This is a genomic window from Streptococcus pseudopneumoniae (assembly GCF_038148935.1).
In the GTDB taxonomy this organism is placed as follows: domain Bacteria; phylum Bacillota; class Bacilli; order Lactobacillales; family Streptococcaceae; genus Streptococcus; species Streptococcus pseudopneumoniae_U.
Genome location: NZ_JBBJZX010000201.1, coordinates 1 through 607 on the forward strand (window position 1 = coordinate 1; position 607 = coordinate 607).

At 33.1% G+C, this 607-nt stretch carries 1 pseudogene; it reads right to left on the reverse strand.

The window, feature by feature from the left end:
- Positions 1-165: pseudogene (locus WKI42_RS10595) on the reverse strand (DUF4231 domain-containing protein); the annotation flags it as partial.
- Positions 166-607: the final 442 nt, after the last annotated feature.

The following is a 607-nucleotide window of genomic DNA, read 5'->3' on the forward strand; positions in this document are numbered from 1 at the left end:
ATCACCTGGCATAGGAATAGCACAAAAAACAGCTATGAGAAAACCTGCCACGATTTCTGTTATTTTTAATACCTTATAGCGTCTACGATGTTGAACGCTTTTCTTTAAAAAATGAGCTATCTGTACATCTAATCGCTCTGTCAGATACATTTCTTCTGGCGTCATGTTCGTAACTCCTTTCATTTACTTTGATAATCATAGTATAACATATTTGAATATCAAAGTATAGTAAAAACTGGACTATAACTTATTATAAAATCCAAATATGAAATATTTGTGAAATAAGGGAAAAATATCACAAAAAGGATGGAACAAAAAGGTTCAAAATAATAAAAACGCATAATACCTTGCCTTAAAAAGCTTGATATTATGCGTTTTATCAGAGAAAGATTTTCTGAATGTTCACCTCAAATTGAGTTTTTCCAACATTCTATCAATCACTATTCTAGCTAGTTTCCGACTAGTCTAAGCTTAACTTATCTTAACTGAGTAAGAATAGCTTTGAGTTTATCAATCAACTCATCTTCTGTGTGGTCAGACTCTTTCTCATTGGCTAGGAAGACAACTGCTTGAGCGAGTGCTTCTCGTGCTTGGTCGAGGACTTTAA